The sequence below is a fragment of the Pseudomonas sp. FW300-N2F2 genome, from assembly GCF_017351655.1.
In the GTDB taxonomy this organism is placed as follows: Bacteria; Pseudomonadota; Gammaproteobacteria; order Pseudomonadales; family Pseudomonadaceae; genus Aquipseudomonas; species Aquipseudomonas fluorescens_AA.
The window spans coordinates 2,523,696-2,539,225 of sequence record NZ_JACNDQ010000001.1 but is presented as its reverse complement, the minus strand read 5'-3'; the positions used below and the strand labels follow the sequence as shown (position 1 = coordinate 2,539,225).

At 64.6% G+C, this 15,530-nt stretch carries 15 protein-coding genes; 4 read left to right on the top strand and 11 right to left on the bottom strand.

The window, feature by feature from the left end; translation table 11 throughout:
- Positions 1–3 precede the first annotated feature (3 nt).
- From J4E63_RS11110 to J4E63_RS11100, 3 genes are all read left to right on the top strand, one after another.
- Positions 4–1,107: a sigma-54-dependent Fis family transcriptional regulator gene (locus J4E63_RS11110; RefSeq protein ID WP_060742772.1), complete on the top strand. Its 1,104-nt coding sequence runs from the start codon at positions 4–6 to the stop codon at positions 1,105–1,107.
- A gap of 127 nt (positions 1,108–1,234) precedes the next feature.
- Entirely contained in the window at positions 1,235–2,365 is a 1,131-nt protein-coding gene (gene ssuD / locus J4E63_RS11105; RefSeq protein WP_207281977.1) for an FMNH2-dependent alkanesulfonate monooxygenase, read from the top strand.
- Positions 2,362–3,210, top strand: a complete 849-nt coding sequence (locus J4E63_RS11100) for an amidohydrolase family protein (RefSeq protein ID WP_207281976.1) — start codon at positions 2,362–2,364, stop codon at positions 3,208–3,210. Before ssuD ends, J4E63_RS11100 begins: the two co-directional genes overlap by 4 nt.
- Positions 3,211–3,341: 131 nt before the next feature.
- Here J4E63_RS11100 and J4E63_RS11095 read toward each other — a convergent pair whose 3' ends face one another.
- The 11 genes from J4E63_RS11095 to J4E63_RS11045 all read right to left on the bottom strand — a co-directional run bounded on the left by J4E63_RS11095 (position 3,342) and on the right by J4E63_RS11045 (position 14,365).
- Positions 3,342–3,737: a hypothetical protein gene (locus J4E63_RS11095; RefSeq protein WP_060742775.1), complete on the bottom strand. Its 396-nt coding sequence runs from the start codon at positions 3,735–3,737 to the stop codon at positions 3,342–3,344.
- Between the two features lie 9 nt (positions 3,738–3,746).
- A complete protein-coding gene (locus J4E63_RS11090; protein WP_207281975.1) occupies positions 3,747–4,979 on the bottom strand; it encodes an SfnB family sulfur acquisition oxidoreductase in 1,233 nt (410 codons plus the stop codon).
- A gap of 171 nt (positions 4,980–5,150) precedes the next feature.
- Positions 5,151–5,927, bottom strand: coding sequence for an ABC transporter ATP-binding protein (locus J4E63_RS11085; RefSeq protein WP_207281974.1), 777 nt, complete (start codon positions 5,925–5,927; stop codon positions 5,151–5,153).
- A gap of 62 nt (positions 5,928–5,989) precedes the next feature.
- A complete protein-coding gene (locus J4E63_RS11080; protein WP_103308157.1) occupies positions 5,990–7,324 on the bottom strand; it encodes an ABC transporter substrate-binding protein in 1,335 nt (444 codons plus the stop codon).
- 66 nt (positions 7,325–7,390) lie between these two features.
- Entirely contained in the window at positions 7,391–8,731 is a 1,341-nt protein-coding gene (locus tag J4E63_RS11075; protein ID WP_060742779.1) for an ABC transporter substrate-binding protein, read from the bottom strand.
- Between the two features lie 78 nt (positions 8,732–8,809).
- Positions 8,810–9,874: a branched-chain amino acid ABC transporter permease gene (locus J4E63_RS11070; RefSeq protein WP_207281973.1), complete on the bottom strand. Its 1,065-nt coding sequence runs from the start codon at positions 9,872–9,874 to the stop codon at positions 8,810–8,812.
- Positions 9,875–9,878: 4 nt separating this feature from the next.
- Positions 9,879–10,760 carry a branched-chain amino acid ABC transporter permease gene (locus J4E63_RS11065; protein ID WP_060742781.1) on the bottom strand — a complete coding sequence of 294 codons (882 nt, stop codon included), beginning with the start codon at positions 10,758–10,760 and terminating at the stop codon, positions 9,879–9,881.
- Entirely contained in the window at positions 10,757–11,527 is a 771-nt protein-coding gene (locus J4E63_RS11060) for an ABC transporter ATP-binding protein (RefSeq protein WP_072405043.1), read from the bottom strand. The genes J4E63_RS11065 and J4E63_RS11060 overlap by 4 nt, the downstream gene beginning before the upstream one ends.
- Positions 11,524–12,495, bottom strand: coding sequence for an AMP-binding protein (locus J4E63_RS11055; RefSeq protein ID WP_060742783.1), 972 nt, complete (start codon positions 12,493–12,495; stop codon positions 11,524–11,526). Before J4E63_RS11055 ends, J4E63_RS11060 begins: the two co-directional genes overlap by 4 nt.
- A gap of 4 nt (positions 12,496–12,499) precedes the next feature.
- Complete coding sequence (locus J4E63_RS11050; protein ID WP_207281972.1) at positions 12,500–13,918, bottom strand: LLM class flavin-dependent oxidoreductase; 1,419 nt, start codon at positions 13,916–13,918, stop codon at positions 12,500–12,502.
- A 90-nt stretch (positions 13,919–14,008) separates the two neighbouring features.
- Positions 14,009–14,365, bottom strand: a complete 357-nt coding sequence (locus J4E63_RS11045) for a hypothetical protein (RefSeq protein WP_207282513.1) — start codon at positions 14,363–14,365, stop codon at positions 14,009–14,011.
- Here J4E63_RS11045 and J4E63_RS11040 point away from each other — a divergent pair.
- Positions 14,256–15,476, top strand: coding sequence for a multidrug effflux MFS transporter (locus J4E63_RS11040; RefSeq protein ID WP_207281971.1), 1,221 nt, complete (start codon positions 14,256–14,258; stop codon positions 15,474–15,476). The two genes, J4E63_RS11045 and J4E63_RS11040, sit on opposite strands and share 110 nt — an antisense overlap.
- Positions 15,477–15,530: the final 54 nt, after the last annotated feature.

Genomic DNA, 15,530 nt, shown 5'->3' with positions numbered 1-15,530 from the left:
CCCATGCAACTGCTGACCCTCCCCCCTTCGCCGACACTGGCCACCTCGATCCGGGCGACCGCACAGGTCTTCGAAGACCCTAGATCGCAGGCGCTGCTCGCCCACGTACAACAGGTCGCCCCCAGCGAGGCCAGCGTCCTGATCATTGGTGAAACCGGCACGGGCAAGGAGCTGGTCGCACGCCACATCCACAACCTCAGCGGCCGTCGCGCCGGGCCCTTCGTCGCCGTCAACTGCGGGGCTTTTTCCGAGTCGCTGGTGGAAGCGGAGCTGTTCGGCCACGAGAAAGGTGCCTTCACCGGCGCCCTCGCCGCCAAGGCCGGCTGGTTCGAGGAAGCCAACGGCGGCACATTGTTCCTCGACGAGATCGGCGACCTGCCAATGGCCATCCAGGTCAAGCTGCTGCGTGTGCTGCAAGAGCGCGAGGTGGTGCGCCTGGGTTCGCGCAAGAGCATCCCGATCAACGTGCGCGTGGTCGCTGCCACCAACGTGCAACTGGACAAGGCCATCGGCGCCGGCCACTTCCGCGAGGACCTGTATTACCGCCTCGACGTGGTCAGCCTGCAACTCTCTCCGCTGCGTGAGCGGCCAGGCGACATCCTGCCGCTGACCCGGCACTTCATCAAGACCTACTGCAACCGCCTGGGCTACGGCGAAGTGCGCCTGACCTCCGGAGCCGAGCGCAAACTGGCGGACTACAGTTGGCCGGGCAACATCCGCGAACTGGAGAACGTCATCCACCACACCTTGCTGGTGTGCCGCAACGGTCTGGTGCAGGAAGACGACTTGCGCTTGTCGTCCCTGCGCATCGAGCGCCAGGAGCCAGCGCAGGCCGCCCTCGGCGAGAGCGCCGACGAACAACTGCTGCGCACGTTCCACCGGTTGTTCGAAGAACAGGCTGGCGGCCTCCACGAGAAAGTCGAAGACAGCCTGCTGCGCGCCGCCTACCGCTTCTGCCACTGCAACCAGGTGCGCACCGCCAGCTTGCTGGGCTTGAGTCGCAACGTCACGCGAGCACGACTGATCGCCATTGGCGAGCTGGTGGTCAACCGACGTCGCCCGGACATCCACACACGCCCGGATCGGGCGCTGCAACTGTCGATCTGATCAAACTAAAACCAGGCGATGCGGCGCCCCCGTGGGCGACCGACAACGCCCCAACATGCCAAGCGTTGCGATGCCGGAAGGGCCCATGCGCCCTTCCATACGCCCAACCGCACAAGGACCGAACCTCATGAGCCTGGATATTTTCTGGTTCCTTCCCACCTCCGGCGACACTCGTTACCTGGGACACTCCGACAGTGGCCGACCGGCGACCAACGCCTACATGCGCCAGATCGCCGTGGCCGCCGATCAACTCGGCTACGATGGCCTGCTGATCCCCACCGGGGCCAGTTGCCTGGATCCCTGGGTGACCGCCGCCAGCCTGGTTCCGGTGACCCAGCGCATCAAGCTGCTGGTGGCGCTGCGCACCTCGCTGGGCAACCCCACGGCGTCGGCGCGCCAGGCTGCCAGCCTGGATCAGGCCAGTGGTGGCCGCCTGCTGCTCAACGTCGTACCCGGCGGCGACGCCACCGAACTGGAAGCCGACGGTGTGTTCCTCACGCACGACGAGCGCTATGACGCCTCCGATGAGTTCCTGACCATCTGGCGCCGCCTGCTCCAGGGCGAAACTGTCGACTTCGACGGCAAGCACCTGAAAGTGCGTGGCGCCCAGAACTTCTTCCCGCCCGTACAACACCCCCACCCGCCGCTGTACTTCGGCGGTTCATCAGAGGCCGCCCATGAATTGGCAGCCAAGCATGTCGATGCTTACCTGACCTGGGGCGAACCGCCGGCGGCCGTGGCCGAGAAAATCGCCGACGTGCGCGCTCGTGCCGCCAGGCATGGCCGCAGCGTGCGCTTCGGCGTGCGCCTGCACGTGATCGTGCGGGAAACCAGCGAAGCCGCCTGGGCCGCTGCCGACGAGTTGATCAGCCACCTCGACGACGCCACTATTGCCGCCGCCCAGGCCAACTACGTCAAGATGGATTCCGAAGGCCAGCGGCGCATGGCCGCGTTGCACGGCGGCGACCGCAACAAGCTGGAAGTGGCGCCCAATCTCTGGGCCGGTGTCGGCCTGGTTCGCGGTGGCGCCGGCACGGCACTGGTCGGCGATCCGGAAACCGTCGCCGCACGCCTGCTCGAATACGCCGATCTGGGCGTCGACAGCTTCGTCCTCTCGGGTTACCCGCACCTGGAAGAAGCCTACCGCTTCGCCGAACTGGTGTTCCCGCTGTTGCCGGGCAAGGGCAGGGTCACCGTGGAGGGCGCCTTCACGGGAGGTGCCTTCGACGTCCGCGCCGGCAAGGAGAAAGTCGCATGAACGTCATCGACCTGCGTTGTCGCCCGGCCTACCTGCACCCATTCTTCGGCGGGGTCCCGGGCTCGCCCGAACACGCCGTGGCGCGCTGGCTCAACCGGCGCGTCGGCACTCGCGGCCCGGACGATCACTTCGAACGTTCGCTGACACCGGAGGGTTTTCTCGCCGAGGTGCGTGACGCCGGGCTGGACAAAGCCGTGGTGGTGGGCCGCCACACACCGAGCCAGCACCTGCCGAATGAGCGCATCCACGAAATCGTTTGGGGTCACGACGAGCTGATCGGCATCGGCTCGGTAGAGCCGGTGCTACAAGGAATCGAAGGCGCCCTGGCGGAAATAGACCGGGCGATCGATCACCTGGGCCTGGCCGGCATCGACCTGGAACCGGGCTTCGCCGAACCGGCCCGGCACCCCGACGATGGGCTGTACTGGCCGCTCTACGAGCACTTGCAAAAGCGTGGTATCCCGCTGTTCCTGATGAGCGGGCCGACCACCCCGGACCCCAGCTACAACGACCCGGCACGCCTGGCGGCCGTGGCCCGTGCGTTCCCGGACCTGACGATCGTCGTCTACCACGGCTACTGGCCCAACGTGCAGCAGGCCCTCGGCGTTGCTTTCCGCTTTGAAAACATTCATCTGGTACCGGACATGTACCTGTTCCAGCCGGGCAGCGAGGGTTACGTGCAAGCGGCCAACGGCTACCTGGCCGACCAGTTGCTGTTCGGCTCTTCCTACACCTTCCGACCGATCCGTCAAAGCATCGAAGACGCCCTGCAACTGGGGCTGAAAGACGAGGTGCTGGAGAAGTTCTTCCACGGTAACGCGCGCAGGGTGTTCGGGCTGGCCTGAGCCGGCGTCGGTTCTGTTCCCCGGGGAGCGTTTCCCGCGATTCAAACCGAACCGCAGGAAACGCCAGGTGATCTTCAGCGAACAACCCGGGGAGCACTCCGGCACTCCCCGATTTCATCACGATCCATTGCCTATCCCGCAGCCAGGCGCCCTTCTTGCTCGTCGGCCAACGCAGCGCCGTTGAGGTAGTGGTCGCCCAGCAACCGGCGCTGGGTCAGCAAGGCCGGTTCGGCGCTGTCTGGCAGGGGCCGCGGCAGGCTTCGGCCGGCCAGTTCGAAGTACACGTCACCCGCCAGGCGCGCCGCCTCGGCGGCAGCCAAGCGAAAGGCAATGGCAGCCGACTGGGACTCATCGGCGTACTCCAACAAGGCGTCAGCAGCGTCGATGCGGATGCGCAGTTCGCCGACGGCGGCAATCACCAGCGCTTCGTGGCGGGCACTTTGTGCACGCAGATAGTCAATCAGCGCCACCTCGACATGCCGAGCATGGGCCAGGTCGCTACGGCCTTGGGAATGTAAGTTGGACATGGGCGATCCTCAGTTCCAGGAATGACGTTGCGGCTTGATGCCGTTGAGCAGTTGATTGCCGACCAAGTGATACTTCCAGCGCACCGGATCGTGCAGGGTGTGGGTCCGCGCATTGCGCCAGAACCGGTCCAGCCCCTGGCTGGCCGAGACGCTGCGGGTGCCACCCAACTCCAACAGACGGCTGGAAGCCTCCAGGGAAATCTCGGTGGACAGCACCTTGGCCTGGCCGACAATCACCGAAGCTTCAGCAACCCGTTCCTCGCTAGGCTCGACGACAGCACGGTCGACCGCGTGCGCCGCGCGACGCAGAATCGCTTCGGTCGCTTGCAGGCGCCAGGCCAACTCACCGATCAGCGCCTGGCCCAGCGGGTCCTGCCAGCCGTGTTGCAGCCCGCTGTCCACCCACGGGCGCGCCTGGCGTGCTACGCGCAAAGTCTCGGCGAACGCACCACGGGCAATGCCGGTGTCCACCGCAGCCTGAATGATTTGCGAGATCGGGCCGTCGGAGGTGGGTTGGTCATAGGCCTTCCAGGCCGGCACCACGTCGCTCGCCGGTACCCGTACACCTTCGATGCGCACCTGGCCACTGGCGGTGATGCGCTGACCGAAGCCGTCCCAACTGTCGATCACCGTCAGGCCCGCTGCATCCCGTGGAACGAGGGCGATATGAACGTGCCCCGCCTCGTCCACCCCGGCGACCGGCACGATGTGGGCGAACAACGCACCGGTGCAATAGGCCTTCTCGCCGTCGAGTACGGCCGTGTCGCCGTCGAAGCGGATCTGCGTCTGGAAGGTGGTGACGTACTGGCTGCGCGCTTCGGAAAAGGCGTTGCCGAAACGATAGCCTTGCAGAACCTTGGCGTAGTAGCGGCGCTTCTGCTCCTCGCTGCCGGTCAGGCTGAGGTTGCTGAGCACACCAAAATGGTTCTGCGGCAACTGGCCGAGGGACGGATCGGCAGCGGAAATGATCGCGATCACTTCGCTGAGGGTGGCATAGGAGACCTCGGCGCCACCGTAGGCCTTCGGCACGCGGATCGCCCACAGCCCGCTCGCGGAAAAACGTTCGAGCTCTTCCCAGGGCAGCCGTCGCTCGCGGTCGCGCAAGGCCGCCTCGCGGGCGAAATCCTCGGCCAGGCGCTGCGCCACCTCGATGGCCTCGGCGTCGCTACGGATGATGTGAGCCGGACTGCGCGGCGCCGGATGGGCCTGCCCAGGCAGATCGAAAGACGGTGAGTCGGTCATGTGCTACTCCATGCATAACGGGTTCATACAGCGCTAAAGCACAGCCCGTACCAACATTAAAAACGTTTTATATTCAATACCTTGAAGATAAATCCAAGTACGCTTGAAAGCTCCGTGAGCGGCAAACTGTCGATGAACTGTTGCCCAGCGAACAGTTGCGTTGCGCCGCCCTCAGCGAGCCTTGCCACCCAGGTAAAAATGCTGGAGGTCTTCCCGCGCCGCCAGCTCAGTGGCGTCGCCCTCGCCCACTACCCGCCCGTTCTCCAGGATGTAGGCGTAGCTGGCATGGCGCAGGGCGACATTGATGTTCTGCTCGGCCACCAGAAAGCTCACGCCCTCCTGGGCATTGAGCTGCGCGACGATGGCGAAAATCTCTTCGACGAGAATCGGTGCCAGCCCCATCGAGGGTTCGTCGAGCAGCACCAGTCGAGGCTGGGTCATCAAGGCCCGGCCGATGGCAAGCATCTGCTGCTCGCCGCCCGAGGTCAGCCCGGCCTGGGTCTTGCGCTTGGTCTTCAGCCGTGGGAACCAGGCGTAGATCCGCTCGAGATCGTGCTCCAGCTCCCGGCGCGTCGGCTTGCGCAGGAAACCGCCACTGCGCAGGTTATCCTCGATCGTCAGGTGGGCGAACACATGCCGCCCCTCCAGCACATGAACAATGCCCTGGCGTGCCAGCAGATTGGCCGCAACCCCCGCGGTGTCCTGTCCCTGGAAGACAATCCGCCCACGACTGACCTGCGCCCGATCGGCCTGGACCAGCCCGGAAATGGCCTTGAGCGTAGTGCTCTTGCCCGCACCGTTGGCACCGAGCAGGGCAACGATATCGCCCTGCCCGACCCGCAGGGAAACCCCGGCCACGGCGAGGATCGCGCCGTCGTAGATCACTTCGATGTCTTGCACCGCCAGCAACTCACTGCTTTCGGTGCCCGCAAGGGCCGCAATGGTCATGGTTTACTCCTTGGGCGCAGTCGCGCCCGGTTGTGTTTCGATTTGCCAAGCCGTGCGCAGGGTCACTGCGCCGTGCAATCGCGAGGGGTCACGCCCTTCTCTTTCGCGTACTCGGCGGCCTTGGCATCGATCAACGGGCGCAACGTGGCGCGGTCGGCCTGGACCCAGTCGGTGATCAGGTTCCACTGCTGGCCGTCCCACTGCTGCACCTTGGCCGCCCCGCCGCCCTCGTGGTCGCTGCAGGACAACCGCAGCGGCTGCATCAGCCCAAGAAAACCGATTTCCTTGAGGCGCGCATCGTTGAGATCGAGATGCTCCAGGCCCCAGCGACCTTCCTCACCGTTGAGCGGACGGTTGCCGAAATGCTTCTGCCCGGTGCGGATCGCTTCGACGGCAATGGCCGCATTCACCAGGCCGGAGTTGTAGTAGACGCTGCCAAAACTCTTCGGATCCTTGAGGTCGCTCTTGCCGGTATCGAGGATGTGCTGGCGGATGCGCTGGTGAATGTCAAAGTCGGCGCCGCCCGGGTAGGGTGTCAATGCCAGATACCCCTTGCCCGCCTCACCGGCCGGTAGTACGTCTTCGTTGGAGCTGGCCCAGATGTCGCCGACGATGCGTTCCACCGGGTAGCCGAAACGTGCTGCGGTCTTGATCGCCACCGGCGTGGACACGCCCCAGGTCCGCAGGAATACCCAGTCCGGCTTGAGTTGCCGCACCTGGCGCCACTGCCCGGCCTGCTCGTTACCCGGGTCGGCCACCGCGATCTGGATGTTCTCGAAGCCGTACTTCTGCGCCAGCAACGCCAGCGGCCCCTGGGTTTCCCGGCCGTAGGCGGAGTCGTGGTAGACGGTGGCGATTTTCTTGCCCTTGAGCTTGTCCAGCCCGCCCTCGCGCTCGGCCACGTAGTTGATGAACGCCGAGGCCTCGCTGTAGAACGTCAGCATGGCCGGGAAGTTATAGGGAAACACCCTGCCGTCGGTGGCTTCGGTACGGCCATAGCCAAGGGTGATCAAGGGAATCTTGTCGGCCTCGGCCTTGTCCGCGAGGGCGTAGGCAGCCGGGGCGCCGTTGGGCTGATAGACCGCCACCGGCGCGCCATTGAGACCGTTCTTGAAGCGCTCGTAGCATTCGATGCCCTTCTCCGCCGTCCATTCGGTCTCGCACTCCTGCCAGACCAGCTTGACGCCGTTGATGCCACCTTCCACCTCGTTGATGTAGCGCAGGTAGTCGATCATTCCGGCCCAGACCGGAATACCGCTGGAGGCATAGGCGCCGACCCGGTAGGTGGCCAGCGGGAAGAACTGTTCGTTGGCCGCCTGGGCAGCCGGTACCAGCGCCGTATAGGCGCCGAGTGCCAGGCCGATGGCGGCGAGGCGACGTTTGAGGGTTGCATGCATGATTATCTTCTCGGCTTGAGTGCCCGACCGCGCGAAGGCGGCCGAGCGACAGTTATCGACGGCGGCTCACTGTTCGCTGGCGCAATCACGCGCGGTAATACCCTTTTCCTTGGCGTAGGCGGCAGACTTGGCTTCGATCAATGGGCGCAGCGTGGCTCGGTCGGCCTGAACCCAGTCGGTCACCAACACCCACTTCTCGCCATCCCACTGCTGCACACGCGCCGCACCGCCGCCCTCATGGTCGGAACAGGACAGTTTCAGCGGCGGCAACAGCCCTTCGAAACCACTGGCCTTGAGTCGTGCGGCATCGATGTCCAGGTGTTCGAAGCCCCAGCGCGCTTCCTCGCCGTTGAGTGGGCGATTGCCGAACTTCGCCTGGGCCGTGCGCAGCGCCTCGACCGCGATGGCCGCGTTGATCAGGCCGATGTTGTAGTAGACCTTGCCAAAATAGCTGCGGTCCTTGAGGTCGCTCTTGCCGGTGTCGAGGATGGACTGGCGCAAGCGCTTGTGGATCTCGAAACCATCGCCACCCGGGAACGGCGCGAGCGCCTGGTAGCCCTTGGCGGCAGGGCCCGCCGGGATCACGTCGGCCTCGGAACCGGCCCAGACATCACCGATGATGCGATCGACCGGGATGCCGAACCGCGCCGCCGTCTTGATCCCCACCGGCGTGGACACGCCCCAGGTCCGCAGGAACACCCAGTCCGGCTTGATCTGCCGCACCTGGCGCCATTGCGCGGACTGTTCGTTGCCTGGATCGGCCACCGGAATCTGGATGTTCTCGAAACCGTACTTCTGCGCCAGCAAGGTCATCGGCGCCTGGGTTTCGCGGCCATAGGCGGAGTCGTGGTAGACGGTGACGATCTTCTTGCCCTTGAGCTTGTCGAAACCGCCCTCGCGCTCGGCGATGTAGTTGATGCCCACCGAGGCCTGGCCGTAGTAATTGAGCAGCAACGGGAAGGCGTAGGGAAACACGCTGCCGTCGGTGGATTCGGTACGCCCGCCGGCACCGTCGATCAGCGGGATCCGGTCGGCCGCGCCCTTCTCCATCAGCGCGTAGGAACCCGGCGTGCTGTGGGTGAAGAAGAACGCTGTCGGCGCGCCATCGAGTCCTCCCTTGTAGCGCTCATAGCACTCGACGATACGGTCGACGTTCCACTCCGTCTCGCACTCCTGCCAGACCAGTTTGACGCCATTGATGCCACCTTCGACCTCGTTGATGTAACGGAAATAGTCGATTTCCCCCGCCCACCAGGGGATGCCGCTGGAGGCGTAGGCGCCGACCCGGTAAGTGGCCATGGGGATGAATTGCTGGTTGCTGGCGGCCTGGGTAATGGTCGGCAGCAGGGCCTGGACGCCAGCCACGAAGAGACTGGCGAACAGGAGGCGAGGCAAGGTTCTACGCATGGTCTGTACTTCTTGTGCAGTGTTGGAAACCTCCTTTCCCTGGGTCGGGTCAAGGTCTGTTGGGTCGTGGGTCGGCGCTCAGAACCGCAGCGGCCAGACCCTGATGCGTTCGCGCAAGTCGCCAAGCAGGCGGGCCAGCCCTTCCGGTTCCTTGATCAGGAACCAGATGATCAGGCCGCCGAAGAGCACCTTCTGCAGGTTCTGCAACTGCCCGGCGTCGACGTTGCCGTTGAACAGCCATAGCCCGGCATGGCTGAGCAGGATTGGCACAAGGCTGATGAAGGCCGCGCCGATGAAGCTGCCGACGATGCTGCCCATGCCGCCGATAATGATGATGAACAGAATCTGGAACGAGCGGTTGATGTCGAAGCTGCCGGCACTGGCCGTGCCCAGGTAGGCGAACGCCCAGAGCGCCCCGGCGATGCCCAGGTAGAACGAACTGACCGCGAAGGCCAGGCGCTTGTAGCGTTCCACAGGAATGCCAATCACGGCGGCAGCGGTGTCCATGTCACGGATCGCCATCCAGTTACGGCCGACCTGGCTGCGCACCAGGTTGGCCGCTATCCAGGTCAGCAGCACCACGCAACTGAGGGTCAACAGGTAGCGACCGACTGGGGTGGTCAGGTTATGGCCCAACAGCTCCAGACGTGGCGCGCTGATGGTGCCGGACGAGGCGTAGTTGTAGAACCAGGGGAACTTGGCGAACACCCACTCCAGGAAGAACTGCGCGGCCAGAGTCGTGACCATCAGGTAGAAGCCCTTGATCCGCGAGCTGGGGATGCCGAACAGCAACCCCACCAGCCCGGCGATCAAACCACCGCCGATCAGCGCCAGTGGCAACGGCAATCCGGGTACGCGCAGCAGCAGGCCGTAGGTGGCGAACGCGCCCACCGCCATGAAGCCGGCGGCGCCGACCGACGTCTGGCCGGTGTAGCCGGTCAGCAGGTTCAACCCCAGGCCGGCCAGCGACAACACCAGGAACGGAATCAGGATCGCGTTGAGCCAATAGTCGTTGCCCAGCCACGGCAGGCCGACAAACGCCACCAGCAGCAACAGCAGCAGGCCCGGCCGCCAGCGCCGGCGCACCAGGGTCAGCGGCGCCTCGTCGAAGCTGGCAGTCAGGCGCGGAACAGTAGCGGTCATGGCGTCATACCCGTTCAATGATCCGGTCGCCAAACAGGCCGGCCGGTCGGATGTAGAGGAAGATCAAGGCGAGGAAATAGGCGAACCAGGGCGTGATGCCGCCGCCGATCAGCGGGCCGATATAGGCCTCGGCGAGGTTCTCGGCGGCACCGACGATCAGCCCGCCGACGATGGCCCCGCCAATCGAGGTGAAGCCCCCGATGATCAGTACCGGCAGCGCCTTGAGCACCACCAGCGAAAGCGAGAACTGCACGCCCTGGCGCGCGCCCCAGAGCAGCCCGGCGACCAGCCCGACCACCCCGGCCACGGCCCAGACGATCTGCCAGATGCGGTTGAGGTTGATGCCCAGCGACAGCGCTGCACGGGTGTCGTCGGCCACGGCGCGCAGGGCAACACCGATGCGGGTCTTGTTGAACAGCAGGGCCAGCACCGCCACCGTCAGCGCGGACACCCCGGCGGCGATCAGGTCGAACTGGCTGATCATGATCTCGCCGACGAACAGCGGGACGTCCTCGATGCCCAGGTCCAGTGCGCGCACCTGGGCGCCCATCAGCCCTTGGGCCAGGCCTTCGATGATGAACGACAGGCCGAGGGTGGCCATGAACAGGGTAATCTGCGAACGGTTGACCAACGGCCGCAATACCAGGCGCTCGATCAACAGTGCGCCGACGACCATCACCAACACCGTCAGGAGCAACGCCAGGGCAAAGGACAGGCCCTGTTCGCGCAAGCTGACGAAGGTCAGCGCGGCGAACAACAGCATGGCGCCCTGGGCGAAATTGAACACGCCACTGGCCTTGTAGATCAGCACGAAACCGATGGCTACCAGCGAATACAAGGTGCCGGCCAGCAGCCCGCCGATCAGGGTTTCCAGAAAGAAGTTCATGGGCGAGGCGTCCCCAGGTAGGCAGCGATCACATCGGGATTGGCCTGGACTTCGGCCGGCGAGCCGTCGCCGACCTTGCGTCCGTAGTCCAGCACCACGACGTGGCTGGACAAGCCCATGACCACCTGGATGTCGTGCTCGATGAGAATCACCGTGGTGCCAAGATCACGATTGATATCGGCGATGAAGCGGCTCATGTCCTGTTTCTCTTCGGCGTTCATGCCGGCCATCGGCTCGTCGAGCAACAGCAGCGTCGGCTGCGCGATCAACGCCCGGCCCAGCTCCACGCGTTTCTGCAGGCCGTAGGCCAGGCTGCCCACGGCGACGTCGCGCCAAGCCTGCAACTCGAGAAATTCCAACACCCGCTCGGCACGCTCGGCGAACGCCCTCGCCTCGCGCCGGGCACGCGGCAAACCCAAGGCCTGTTCGAGAAAAAACGTCCGCTGGAAGCGCGACAGGCCGGTGAGCAGGTTGTCCACCACGCTCATTTTCTTGAACAGCGCATTGTTCTGGAACGTCCGACCGATACCGAGTCGCGCCGCCTTCAGCGGATGCGGGCGGCGCAACGGTTCGGCGGCGAAGAACAACTGGCCGGCGTCGGCCCGGTAGACGCCGTTGAGGATGTTCAGCAGCGAACTCTTGCCCGCGCCGTTCGGCCCGATCAGCGCGCAGATCTCGCCAAGCTTGACGCTGAACGAAAGGTCGGAAATCGCTTTCACGCCCTGGAACGACAGCGACACGTTGCGCACCTCCAGCAGTGCACTCATGCCGCTCGCTCCAGGTACTCCTGCAACCACGATTGGCGTGCAGGGCCTTGCAGCACCGCGTCTGCGGGCGCGCTCGGGACTTCGATCCGGCGCAGCCGCTGGAAGCCGAGCAGGTGCCGCACCCGCGCCTTGAGCCAGCGGCGCAGGCCACGCCGCGGATCGTCCAGGGTCCATTCGCACAGGCGTCGGCGCCAACTGCCTGGAAGTGGCAGGCGAGCTTCGATTTCCGCCGCCAGGGATTCGACTCGCACCGCGGACAGCAGCAAGGCTGTGGGGGCGATCTCGCGACGATCGCGACTGGCTGACTCGCGCGTTTCCGGAAACGCCAAGCCTTCACCACCCTCCAGCCAGCGACTGAACAAGTGGGCCAGGCCATCGCGCCACTCGGTGCCTTCATCGACCCACACCACCGCGTCCTCGGCGACCTGGGCCCAGCCCTGGCGTTGCGCGGTCGGCGCCTCGGTGACGAACAGCACCGACAGCGACTGCACCTGCCACAGACCACGATTCGCTACGTTGACCTGGGCCGAATACAGCCGCAGCGGCCACTCCTCATCCAGGCCGCACTGCAGCCAGTGCGACACGCTTTCGCGGCGCTGGACAAAGGCGAACGCCGGACGGGTCAGGCGTAACTGACGTTGTAGATCCTCACCCCGGCTGTCGCGGTCGATCACCACGCTGTGCCCACCCAGTTGGCGTGCGGCCAGTGCCAGGATCAGCAGGCTCGGCTCGAAGGCACCACTGAGCGCCAGCCGCGCCCCAGGGGCAAAGCCCTGCTGGCGCAAGCCATCGCACACACGCTCGACCTCGCGCTGCACATCGATCCAACGCCAGGCCTTCCAGAGACCGAGGCGCCGATGGCGCAGGGCGATCTGCGTCGGTCGTTCCCTGGCCCAGCGTTGCAAGGCCGCCAGGGCGTTGTCCGTGACCCTGTCGGGCAGTGGCGAATTGAGTTCGTAGACACTCATGCGCTTACTCCTCACCGGCCAAGGCCGGTTCAGCGAGGCGGCTGCGCGGGGCGAGGCGCTTCAAGTCCCGATAGCCGGCGCCAGGGTGGTTATCGGGCAGTCGCGGACCGTCGCCGAACAGCTTGTCGCGCAAGGTGCCGGGGCGGTATTCGGTCTTGTACGCACCGCGCTGTTGCAACTCGGGCACCAGCAGCTCAACCACATCGCGGAAGGTTTCATGGGCCAAGGCGTAGGCCAGGTTGAAACCGTCCACATCGGTGTCCTCGACCCAGGCCTGCAGCTCGTCGGCCACGGTTTGCGCACTGCCGACAATCAATGGGCCGAAGCCGCCGATACCGACCCAGTCGGCCAGCTCCTGGACGGTCCACTGCTTGTCCGGGTCGGCAGTAGAGAAGGTTTCCACGGCCGACTGGATGGCGTTGGTATGGATGTGCTTGAGCACCTGGTCGGGCCGGTACTGACCAAAATCGATACCGGTCCAACCGGAGATCAGCGCCAACGCGCCCTCGTAGCTGCTGTAGGATTTCAGTTCCCGCCACTTGGCCTGCGCCTTGGCGTCGGTCTCGTCGACGATCACCGTCTGCAGGTTGAAGATCAGCACCTTGCGCGGATCGCGTCCGGCTTCGGCAGCACGCCGGCGTATATCGGCCACGGTCTTCTTCAGGATCACCTTGGACGGTGCGGCAACGAACACACACTCCGCGTGCCCGGCGGCGAAGTCCTTGCCACGACTCGACGCTCCCGCTTGATAGAGCACCGGCGTGCGCTGTGGCGACGGCTCGCAGAGGTGGATACCCGGCACCTGGAAGTGCTTGCCCTGGTGGCGGATCTCGTGGACCTTGCTCGGGTCGCTGAAGATGCCGCGCTCACGGTCGCGCACCACCGCCCCCTCCTCCCAACTGCCTTCGAACAACTTATAAAGCACCTCCAGGTATTCGTCGGCGTAGTCGTAGCGCGCATCGTGATCGCTCAGGGCTTTCTGCCCGAGGTTGCGCGCCCCGCTGTCGAGGTAAGAGGTGACGATGTTCCAACCGATGCGCCCCTTGGTCAGGTGGTCCAGCGTGGACAGGCGACGGGCGAAGGGATAAGGGTGCTCGAAGGTCAACGAAGCGGTGAGGCCAAAGCCCAGGTGTTCGGTCACCAGCGCCATCGGCGTGATCAACGCCAAGGGATCGTTGACCGGCACCTGCGTCGCCTGGCGGATGGCCGCATCGCCATTGCCACCGAGCACATCGTAGATACCAATCACATCGGCGATGAAGATGCCGTCGAACTTGCCGCGCTCCAACAGCTTGGCCAGGTCGGTCCAGTAATCCAGGTCCTTGTACTGCCAGGCGCGATCCTTGGGATGCCTCCAGAGACCGGGCGACTGGTGACCGACACAGTTCATCTCAAAGGCATTCAATCGAATTTCACGTGGCATGGGAACTCCTGCTCGATAGATTCAGCACCCCTTCCGAGTGCTTCTCACTGCTCTATCAACACAATTCGTGCCAAGTAATAATTCTTTTACTTACAACAAGTTAGATGTCCATTCGATCAACAGGAATGCCTGCATGGTGACAACCGTGTTGATCAACTGTCCGGTGGCAGACAGTGCGCAGGTGATTCCTGTGACGAAACTCGAACCGCCAATATTTAGCTTGACGCCTGAGATGATGATCATCATATTTGGCCAGAATATTATGACCATCATGTGAACCACCACGGGCCGCAGACTCAGGTTGAGGCACGCCCTCCACCCGCGCAGGAGATGACGTATGGAAGCCAGAACTTCATTGGCGATTACCGCTAGCCAACCGCACGCCTCCACACAACCATTGACCGGCAAAGTCGTCGCGCTGCTTGCAGGCCTTGCGGCGATCAGCATGCTCTCTACCAACATCATCCTCCCGGCGTTTGCGGCGATCGGTGAAGACTTGGGCGTGACCGCTCGCGAACTCGGCCTGACGCTGTCCAGTTTCTTCATCACCTTCGCCTTGGGCCAACTGGTGGTCGGGCCACTGGCCGACCGCTACGGGCGCCAGAAACTGGTGCTGGGCGGCTTGTCGGTGTTCGTGGTCGGCACCGTCATTGCCGGCCTTGCCAGCACCCTCGATGTGCTGATCGCCGGGCGCGTCGTGCAGGCGCTGGGCGTGTGTGCGGCCTCGGTGCTGTCCCGCGCCATCGCGCGGGATCTGTTCGAAGGCGAGACGCTCGCCCGCGCCCTGTCGCTGACGATGATCGCCACTGCCGCGGCACCGGGGTTTTCGCCGTTGGCCGGCAGCGTACTGGCCGTCACGCTCGGCTGGCGTGCCATCTTTATCCTGGTGGGACTGGCCGCCGTGGTACTGGCGTTCTTCTACATGCGCGACCTCGGAGAAACCCATCCCGCCGATCGCCGGGCGCCCCACTCGGCCAAGAGCGTGGTACTCGCCTATCGCCGATTGGTACTGGATAAGCGCTTCATCCTTCCTGCCCTCTCAATAAGCCTGCTGATGAGCGGCCTGTTCGCCTCGTTCGCGGCGGCGCCCGCCATCCTGATGCAAGGTATCGGCCTGACGTCGGTGCAGACCGGCCTGTATTTCGCCTCTACGGTATTCGTCGTGTTCGCCGCCGGCATGGCGGCCCCACGCCTGGCCCATCGTCATGGCGCTCGAGTCATCACGCTCCTGGGCATCGCCTGCGCCATGATCGGCGGTGGCCTGCTTCTGGTAGGTCCGGCCGTGCCTGGGCTGTGGTGGTATGCCCTCTCGATGGTCACCTTCCTTTGGGGCATGGGTTTGGCCAACCCACTGGGCACGGCAATCACCATGGGCCCTTTCGGCAAAGAAGCCGGGATGGCCTCCGCACTGCTGGGCTTTCTCTCCATGGGCGCGGCTGCGCTGACCACCTGGCTGGCCTCGGTCTTGAGCTTCGCACCGGTCACGACGCTGGGTGGGATCCAGGCGACGGCCTGCCTGGTGGCGCTGGTACTGTTTCTGTTGCGGGGCAAGCTTTGAGCAAACCGCTTTGCCGGCCAAGCATGATGGAGGGTTGCGCCGGTGAATCGCCAG

Excerpts from the sequence above, each read along its gene's own strand:
- J4E63_RS11110 (WP_060742772.1), top strand. The coding sequence starts at position 4 with ATGCAACTGCTGACCCTCCCCCCTTCGCCGACACTGGCCACCTCGATC.
- ssuD (WP_207281977.1), top strand. The coding sequence starts at position 1,235 with ATGAGCCTGGATATTTTCTGGTTCCTTCCCACCTCCGGCGACACTCGT.
- J4E63_RS11100 (WP_207281976.1), top strand. The coding sequence starts at position 2,362 with ATGAACGTCATCGACCTGCGTTGTCGCCCGGCCTACCTGCACCCATTC.
- J4E63_RS11095 (WP_060742775.1), bottom strand. The coding sequence starts at position 3,737 with ATGTCCAACTTACATTCCCAAGGCCGTAGCGACCTGGCCCATGCTCGG.
- J4E63_RS11090 (WP_207281975.1), bottom strand. The coding sequence starts at position 4,979 with ATGACCGACTCACCGTCTTTCGATCTGCCTGGGCAGGCCCATCCGGCG.
- J4E63_RS11085 (WP_207281974.1), bottom strand. The coding sequence starts at position 5,927 with ATGACCATTGCGGCCCTTGCGGGCACCGAAAGCAGTGAGTTGCTGGCG.
- J4E63_RS11080 (WP_103308157.1), bottom strand. The coding sequence starts at position 7,324 with ATGCATGCAACCCTCAAACGTCGCCTCGCCGCCATCGGCCTGGCACTC.
- J4E63_RS11075 (WP_060742779.1), bottom strand. The coding sequence starts at position 8,731 with ATGCGTAGAACCTTGCCTCGCCTCCTGTTCGCCAGTCTCTTCGTGGCT.
- J4E63_RS11070 (WP_207281973.1), bottom strand. The coding sequence starts at position 9,874 with ATGACCGCTACTGTTCCGCGCCTGACTGCCAGCTTCGACGAGGCGCCG.
- J4E63_RS11065 (WP_060742781.1), bottom strand. The coding sequence starts at position 10,760 with ATGAACTTCTTTCTGGAAACCCTGATCGGCGGGCTGCTGGCCGGCACC.
- J4E63_RS11060 (WP_072405043.1), bottom strand. The coding sequence starts at position 11,527 with ATGAGTGCACTGCTGGAGGTGCGCAACGTGTCGCTGTCGTTCCAGGGC.
- J4E63_RS11055 (WP_060742783.1), bottom strand. The coding sequence starts at position 12,495 with ATGAGTGTCTACGAACTCAATTCGCCACTGCCCGACAGGGTCACGGAC.
- J4E63_RS11050 (WP_207281972.1), bottom strand. The coding sequence starts at position 13,918 with ATGCCACGTGAAATTCGATTGAATGCCTTTGAGATGAACTGTGTCGGT.
- J4E63_RS11040 (WP_207281971.1), top strand. The coding sequence starts at position 14,256 with ATGGAAGCCAGAACTTCATTGGCGATTACCGCTAGCCAACCGCACGCC.
- J4E63_RS11045 (WP_207282513.1), bottom strand. The coding sequence starts at position 14,365 with ATGCTGATCGCCGCAAGGCCTGCAAGCAGCGCGACGACTTTGCCGGTC.